General features: G+C 53.7%; 3 protein-coding genes and 4 pseudogenes. 3 read left to right on the top strand and 4 right to left on the bottom strand.

Going from position 1 to position 7,814, the window contains the following annotated elements:
• Positions 1-385: 385 nt before the first annotated feature.
• Positions 386-472: pseudogene (locus ACX8ZY_RS23275) on the bottom strand (Hha/YmoA family nucleoid-associated regulatory protein); the annotation flags it as partial.
• Between the two features lie 123 nt (positions 473-595).
• Here ACX8ZY_RS23275 and ACX8ZY_RS23270 point away from each other — a divergent pair.
• From ACX8ZY_RS23270 to ACX8ZY_RS23260, 3 genes and pseudogenes are all read left to right on the top strand, one after another.
• Positions 596-1,655, top strand: a pseudogene (locus tag ACX8ZY_RS23270) (IS3 family transposase).
• An 867-nt stretch (positions 1,656-2,522) separates the two neighbouring features.
• Positions 2,523-3,239 (top strand): annotated as a pseudogene (locus ACX8ZY_RS23265) (IS66 family transposase); the annotation flags it as partial.
• A gap of 440 nt (positions 3,240-3,679) precedes the next feature.
• Positions 3,680-3,799, top strand: a complete 120-nt coding sequence (locus tag ACX8ZY_RS23260; protein ID WP_346530362.1) for a hypothetical protein — start codon at positions 3,680-3,682, stop codon at positions 3,797-3,799.
• A gap of 195 nt (positions 3,800-3,994) precedes the next feature.
• Here the strand turns inward: ACX8ZY_RS23260 and ACX8ZY_RS23255 are convergent, their stop codons facing one another.
• The 3 genes and pseudogenes from ACX8ZY_RS23255 to ACX8ZY_RS23245 form a co-directional block, all read right to left on the bottom strand.
• On the bottom strand, positions 3,995-5,023 hold the full coding sequence (locus ACX8ZY_RS23255) for an SMP-30/gluconolactonase/LRE family protein (RefSeq protein ID WP_337016584.1): 1,029 nt from the start codon (positions 5,021-5,023) through the stop codon (positions 3,995-3,997).
• A 10-nt stretch (positions 5,024-5,033) separates the two neighbouring features.
• Positions 5,034-5,603, bottom strand: coding sequence for a cupin domain-containing protein (locus tag ACX8ZY_RS23250; protein WP_346530396.1), 570 nt, complete (start codon positions 5,601-5,603; stop codon positions 5,034-5,036).
• A gap of 206 nt (positions 5,604-5,809) precedes the next feature.
• Positions 5,810-7,353, bottom strand: a pseudogene (locus tag ACX8ZY_RS23245) (methyl-accepting chemotaxis protein).
• Positions 7,354-7,814: the final 461 nt, after the last annotated feature.

Below are 7,814 nucleotides of genomic sequence, written 5' to 3'. Positions count from 1 at the left end.
AAATTTATCTCGTCTCTGAGTTGCAGGATCTGTCTGTGAGTAAAAACGACCTCTATCCCAACAGCACACACACTACATCCCAACAGCACACATTGCTACCCCACCAGTACACACGAACCTCCCGTCAGGACACATGTTTATCCCACCAGCACACATTATAAAAGTGCCTCAGGCCAGATGTGGAGCGGGTTCAGAGACCGCGGGATCTGTTGGGAACTGTAAGGATCATAGTTGGATCAATATTGGATCGAGCCTGTGCAGATGTGGATAAGTGATTTTGTTTGCTAACGCGCCTTCGGCTTGTTCAACAGGCGGTGCCCATACAAAGAATTTGTATGGGCACCGCCTGTTACCATTAGACCTAGCTGCTGCTTCACACCGTATCTTATTCAACCAGTTTCCATACATGCGCTGGCACGCGATCAAAGAGCTTTACAACCGTTAGCTCAGCCTTACGGTGATCGTATGCTGACGTAATTACAAATCATTCACTCGAATCAGCTTTAGATTAGCCCCTTAGATCACCAGACACTTCGCCTCTCTTAAAATAAGAGGTAGTCTTGGAACTATGTTTAACACCAGTCAGAATAATAAGATGGTTGAAGTGTTATCAGGACATGAGCGGCGTCGGCGTCGTACTCCGCAGGAAAAAATTGCCATTATTCAGCAGACTATGGAACCGGGCATGACCGTGTCTCATGTCGCACGACTGCACGGTATCAATGCTAATCAGATCTTCAAGTGGCGCAGGCAGTATGAAGACGGTTCACTGACCGCCGTGACCTCAGGCGGAGAAGTCGTTCCCGCTTCCGAACTTGCTGCTGCCAATAAGCAAATCCGCGAACTTCAGCGCCTGCTGGGCAAAAAAACGATGGAAGCTGAAATACTCAAAGAGGCCGTGGAGTTCGGCCGGACAAAAAAATGGATTGCGCATGCGCAACTGAGTCTCAGGATCCGCCGTTCGCCTGACTGGCAGGATTGCAGGCTGCATGCCAGTTTTGACGATACTGAGGTGTTATCCCGGATACATACTATGGTCGCCGAACTGCACACCTATGGTTATCGCCGGGTGTGGGCGCTGTTGCGGCGACAGTCAGAGCGTGACGCGCTTCCTGTAGTTAACGCAAAACGCGTGTACCGGATTATGCGTACTCATCACCTTCTGCTGGAGCGCAAACCTGCTGATCCTCAGCGTAAGCGTGCACATAAAGGGCGCGTATCGGTCACTGAGAGCAACCGGCGCTGGTGTTCAGATGGCTTCGAGTTCCGATGCGACAATGGTGAAAAGCTGCGGGTAACCTTCGCACAGGACTGCTGCGATCGGGAAATCATCGACTGGGCAGCGAGCACCGGTGGAATGGCTGACAGATAACGGTTCAGCCTACAGAGCGCATGAAACGCGGGCGTTCGCCCGGATGCTGGGACTAGAGCCCTGCACGACCGCAGTTCGCAGTCCGGAAAGCAATGGCATAGCAGAAAGCTTCGTGAAGACGATAAAGCGGGATTACATCAGTGTAATGCCAAAACCGGACAGCCAGGCAGCGGTGGTTAACCTGGCGGTGGCGTTCAGTCATTACAACGAACATCACCCGCACAGCGCGCTGGGATATCGCTCGCCACGGGAATATATACGCAGAAAGTTATCACAACCGTAAGAGAGAAAAGACGTCTGGATATATAGGGTCAAATCCATGATTTGAACTGTCTGTATCCCGGTACATCTTTAGTGTTTATCTAGAACGCCCGCTCCTGGATGCGGGTTTAGGAACAGGCCGATGAACCCTGTCCGAACTTTTTTTAAATATGGAACTGTTTTAAACAGAAAGTACTCTTCCGGCCTGTTTTGAGTTAAATCTTTAGGGGCCGCATAAAAGTATAAAACAGGGTGTTCTTTGACAGTTAATATAGCAGCCGGGAATTGTGCTCAAAAAATCAGGCAGATAGCCGGAATTTATCAGTGCGGCGGAAACCTGAAGGATGCAAAGCGCAGTGTCGACTTTGCCCTCCGCGAGCTGGGGTATCTGAACCGGAAACAGCCAGAGTTGCAAATCATCAGCTGGGAACAGCTGCGTTTATCGCTGGCTTCATACCTTAACAGCTGCAGTGATATACGCTGGTTAACAGTCATCAAATACGCCAGAGCAAAAGCAGGTTCACGCAGGGCTACCGCAGTTCACAACCTGAAAAAAATTAGCCCGTAACAACCGTAAGCGCCAGTTAAGACCGCATAACTCAACTATGTTACGGGATCCACACCGTTCAGGCGACAGGTGCCCATCAGTGAACAGAGGATTGCCGCACGTTCTCCACCTTCATCTGAACCGGCGAACAGCCAGTTCTTCCGGCGCGACGGGCAGGGCGTCGTTAAACCGCAAGCTGAGTGTAGTAGTGATCTTGGGCCTCCTGGTGTAAGGCGTATTTTTGTCCATGCTAATGTCCCTGTTCGCGAAAGTATAAATGGCAGAAAGCACGGGCTGAAACGGAAGGTGGTGTAAACGTGACGCTTACATATCCCGGTACAGGTACAGGTGCAGGAGCCGGGCAGCGGTAAAACCCGGACGGCCCGGCTGCGGGTGTACGTGCGGGATGACCGCAATGCGGGGTCACAGCTGCCGCCGGCGGTCTGGTTCGCGTACTCGCCGGACAGGAAGGGCGTCCATCCACAACAGCACCTTGCGGGATACAGCGGTATCCTTCAGGCGGACGCGTACGGTGGCTAGAACGCGCTGTACAAAGACGGACATATCACAGAAACGGCCTGCATGGCCAATGCACGCAGAAAAATCCACGACGTGCATGCCCGCACGCCGACCGACACGACCACCGAAGCGCTCAGGCGTATCGGCGAACTGTTTGCCATCGAGGCTGAGATACGCAGCAGCCCGGCAGAGGAGCGACTGGCGGTCCGTAAAGCGAAAACCACCCCACTGATGCACTCGCTGTACGACTGGACACAGTTGCAGATGACGGTGCTGTCGCGCCACTCGGATACGGCGAAGGCGTTCGCGTACCTGCTGAAGCAATGGGACGCGCTGAACCTGTACTGTGGCAACGGCTGGGCAGAGATAGACAACAACATCGCGGGGAACGGGCAGCTGTGCTCGCTGATTGGCACCTGTCGGCTGAATGCTGTGGATCCGGGGGCGTGGCTGTGCTATGTCCTGGGGCATATCCAGGACTGGTCGGTAAACCGTATGCGTGAGCTGCTGCTGTGGAAAGCTGATCTCACATCGACTTAAGTGTCAATACGGTCTGGATATGAAGTTTACGGAGGTGTGACAGGTCATAACTCTTAATGTTAATCAGAATATTCAGTTGTAAACTGTAACAAAATATCCATCCCGCATCTCTCATCTTCAGAATAAGCTGATATATACCGATTCCTGAGCAAGGTAAAGCATGTCTCTTTTTTCGATTACATATAAGTTGAATCGCCGCCCGGCGGCTGCACTTTGGGCAGGCTTCTGGGGCGGAAACGTTGCAAGCTTCGTGAAGTGGGGTACGGAAGTGCCCATGCCGCCCCGTACGCCTGAACGCGCCATTCCTCCCGCAGAAATGCCCCACGACGCGGGCATTAACGTCAGCCGTCTTACACCTACGAGTACGCCGGTCACATTATAAACTGGGGTGTGGCAGGCTTCATCACCTGTCCTCCGTCGTTTTTGCGCTTTTTTACTGTATGATGGCGGAGTACTTTCCCGCTATCAAGCTGTGGCAGGATGTCGCCTTTGCCCTGGTAGTTACAGCCTGTTTCCATGGCGCTGTGCTTCCCCTGGGAGGCTGGACTCCGCCGGTATAGAAGCTGCCGCCTGCCGAGCTCTTCTCCGTGACGCTCGGGCATATCCTGTGGATGTGGACGATTGATATATTCAGACGCGACATCCACGATCGTTTGACTGGAAGGCGTGATGCAGAGTTCACGGACGCGTAGTTTTCAGTGTGAGCCTTAACAGAAGGCACGTACACCACAGAGGTATACGTGCCTGCCAGTCGCTTAACGGCCTCTCAGGCTGCTGACGGCCGGATTCTGACCGGCTGCACTGACCTTAACCGGCAGGCGCAACACCAGATTTGCTGCGGTGACGTACAGCCATTTTCTGCCGTCTGGACCGCTGCACAGCGCCAGATTGCCGGTGTCCTCCGACGGCACCAGTATTTTTCCGATACGTACCCCCTGCGCAGAAAAGACCTGAACCCCCTCTTTGCTGCTGCTCCAAACGTTGCCTTTCTCATCCGTTCTTATGCCGTCGGGTAAGCCGGGCAATACTTCAGCAAAGACACGTCCGCCGGTCAGGCGTGCCCCGTCAATCCGATAGGTCATAATCCGGTGAGCAAGTTTTTTATTGCTGAAGTCGTGCGCCAGCTGCGTGTCAGATACGTAGAGCGTTTTTCCGTCAGGCGAAAAAGCCAGTCCGTTCGGGGAATGCACCTCAGGCGTGTCGGCGCGTGACAGACTGCGTGAGGAGGAGTCGTAACGGTAAACATATTCGCCGCCCTGCTCAGGCTTTCCGCCGTAACTTTCTTCCTTGTTCAGTACGCCAAAGGTTGGGTCGGTAAACCAGATCGCGCCGTCAGGTGCCACCGTCACGTCATTGGGGCTGTTCAGCTGCTTACCATCCCAGGAATCAGCCAGCGTTGTCCACGTGCCGTCATGCTCCTGACGCACAATGGCGCGCCTGCCGTGTGAGGCAGCAATGATGCGTCCCTTGCCATCAACAGCGTGTCCGTTCTGATAGTCCGAGGGGGCAAGCCAGACCTTCAGCCCCTGTTTTTCTGACCAGCTCATGACCCGGTTCTGCTTCACGTCGCTGAAAATAAACAGTCCTTCCGGTGTGCATACAGGGCCCTCAGCCCATACTGCCATGTCGGTAATGAGTTCCGGGCGGGCATTGGTGTCTGTCAGCTCGTAAAAGGCAGCGTTCTCCGTAACGATTTTAACGCCGGGCATATCTGCCGCCACGGTGGAGAAACCGGCCATCATCAGAGCCAGAACAAAAGGCGTTTTAGTAAAGCGGTAACACATCTTTTTTCCCTCAGTCCGTGCAGGCACCGGTGGTTCGCACACCCTGCTTAAGTTTAATAATCAGCTGCACGTTAGGCTCGCTTCCAACCGTACGCGACACGTGCCCCACTCTTTTATCATCCACGTGGGGACGCGAATTGCTATCCGCATTGAACTGCACCTCGCCCGGCCCTTGGACCAGCGTGGTGCCGTCCGTGGTCTCCACGGACCATTTTCCGGACAGGGTGATGACCCACTGCGGGCCCGGTGCATGATGCCAGCTGCCAACGTAGCCCGGCGGAAGTACAGCATAGGCAATGCTCTCTACCCCATCGGGTGAAACGCCTATCCACTGTGGCGCTGAAGGGGGGGCATAGCTCTTAAACTGCAGGCCTTCAAAGCGGCCGTGTCCGACGTGCGTCGCGCCTTCATCATCAGCCCAGATAGTAGCAAATTTTACCGGCGGCTGGGTTTGTCCGTTGATCACTGTTCGCTCTGCTGAGTCGGCGTGGACGGCATGTACTCCGTCATCGGCGCTGGCAGAAGAAACGACGGTAAATCCGTACAAAAGCGTAAGTACGTGCAGCGTGTTATTTTTCATCATAATTACCTGTGTTGAGTGGCGCAGAAAGCATAGCGGCGAATTGCTTAAGGCACCCTGAATCCTGCAGATAAAATATTAAAAGGGTGTGTATTTCTGACGTGCCAGCTTACGGCAGATATACCGGAGGATGTCCGAACGCCCGGTCAGTCTGCCGACTCCTGCTTCTTCCGGCAGCCGGACGAAGCAGGAGATTTACCTGCACATTATATGCGGAAAGTTTCCACCATATTCTGCAGTGCACGCGCCTGCTCAGAAAGGGACTGCGATGCCGCCGAGGACTCTTCAACCAGCGCGGCGTTATTCTGCGTGACGCCGTCCATCTGGGTTACCGCAATGCTGACCTGGGTGATGCCCTGCATCTGTTCCTCAGAGCCGAGCGAGATTTCGTCCATGGCCTCAGCCAGTTCACCCACCATGCCGGTAATTCTGATGATACTCTGTCCTGTACCGTCAGCTACTGAGACACCGTTTTCGACCTGCGTAACAGCCATCTCGATGAGGGCTTTAATTTCTTTTGCCGCTTTGGCACTGCGCTGCGCAAGCGACCTCACCTCGCCGGCCACTACCGCAAAGCCCCGCCCCTCCTCTCCGGCACGGGCCGCCTCGACCGCAGCGTTCAGTGCGAGGATATTGGTCTGGAATGCAATACTCTCGATAACGGCGGTGATATCCCTTATTTTTCCGGCGCTGTGAGATATCTCTCCCATGCTCTCGGACATGCGAAGCACATCCTCCCTGCCGTTACGGGAAAGAGCAGCCGCTTCCCTTGCCACGCCGGCAGTATGCTGCGCGCTGGTTGTGTTGTTCCTTACTGTGACCGTTATCTCTTCCATGCTGGCCGCTGTCTCCTGCAGCGCAGCCGCCTGCTGCTCCGTCCGTGATGACAACTCGCTGTTGCCCTGAGAGATTTCATCCGCCGCCTGTGCCACTGAACCGGCGGCGCCCTTTATCTGCCCCACAAGTGCGCGAAGGTCAGTTTGCATTCCGTCAAGAGAGGCTAGCAGGCTGGTTGTGTCCTTATGGCGCAGCTGAACGGGCGTGGTCAGATCCCCGCCGGCAATCGCCGCCGCGATTTTCTGAGCCTCTGCGGGCTCCCCCCCAGTTGCCGCATCAGGATGCGGACAGTAAACAGGCAGACCAGTACGCTACTCACGATTGAAATAAAAATAATCAGGCCGGAAATTTTCAGCACCTTGATGGCGTGTTCATTATTTCTAGAAGCAGTTTTTTCAGCCTGCGTCGTCTGAATTGTCGTCAGGGCGTTCAGACTCGCAATCAGAAGCTGCTGAGGAGGCCGCACCACGCTGGTGAGATAATCCGGCAGGCCTTCAAGCTGCTTCAGCCTGCCTTTGTTTGCAGCAGTCTCAAGCACCGCCAGCGCAGTTTTCTCATTATCTAGGACGGTAGTCAGGAGCTTCATCTCGTCCGGGATGTTTTCAGCCATAATCATACCTTTGAGCTTATTGCGATTCTGGATATAAGCAGTTTTGCTCTTCTCAAAGCGTTCCCACTCTGTGGCAACGGCTTTTTCGTCAGAAAACAGCGCCATATTTCTGACCTGAACCAGCATATTTCTCAGGGCCGTGCCGGCTTCATTCGCCACCACCACCTTTTTCAGCCTGTGAGAAACGATGTCATTCATCTCATGCCGGGACGTGTTAAGGCTGATAAAGGTAAATGCGGAGCTGATTACAAACAATAAGATAAGGAAGGTAAAGCCTGCCGTTAAACGTGTCGATATTTTCAATGGATAAACCTTATTGGTTAATGAAGTAATATACTATCGACAAAATCCGGCCGGGCTTGATGACCGGGCTGAACAGCAAAGCTGTGTATTCCGTAGCAAGATCTGAACGCCGGCAGTCAGTCCGGAAGGTATTTTTTACAAAAGTATGGCTGATATGAGGCGTACCGCTCTGATTAAGGCCGTTCTGGTGCAGGGTCTGCCGGCAGTAGACAGATCATACCGGCCTGATGTGCGTGGATATCCTGCGTGTGGCGGATGCTCATGGGCGCAGCGGTTCTCCCCGCAAGTAAGACCCTGATTGTCAGGCAGGCTAAGCACATGGATGATACAGAATTTTTTGATGAACCGGCTACATGACCTGCTGTCATGAAAACGAAACCTCACATCTGCATGAACATCAATACGGTCTGAATGTGACGCTTACTTTGATAACGGGTATTTTTTCACTGGTGTATCAACTG

It is taken from the genome of Pantoea sp. XAF26B01_ASV70 (assembly GCF_054512635.1).
Note: the sequence above shows the minus strand (reverse complement) of the source record. Positions and strands in the feature narration are given on the sequence as shown.

Coding starts and splice junctions, on each gene's coding strand:
- ACX8ZY_RS23260 (WP_346530362.1), top strand. CDS start 3,680: ATGATGGCGGAGTACTTTCCCGCTATCAAGCTGTGGCAGGATGTCGCC.
- ACX8ZY_RS23255 (WP_337016584.1), bottom strand. CDS start 5,023: ATGTGTTACCGCTTTACTAAAACGCCTTTTGTTCTGGCTCTGATGATG.
- ACX8ZY_RS23250 (WP_346530396.1), bottom strand. CDS start 5,603: ATGAAAAATAACACGCTGCACGTACTTACGCTTTTGTACGGATTTACC.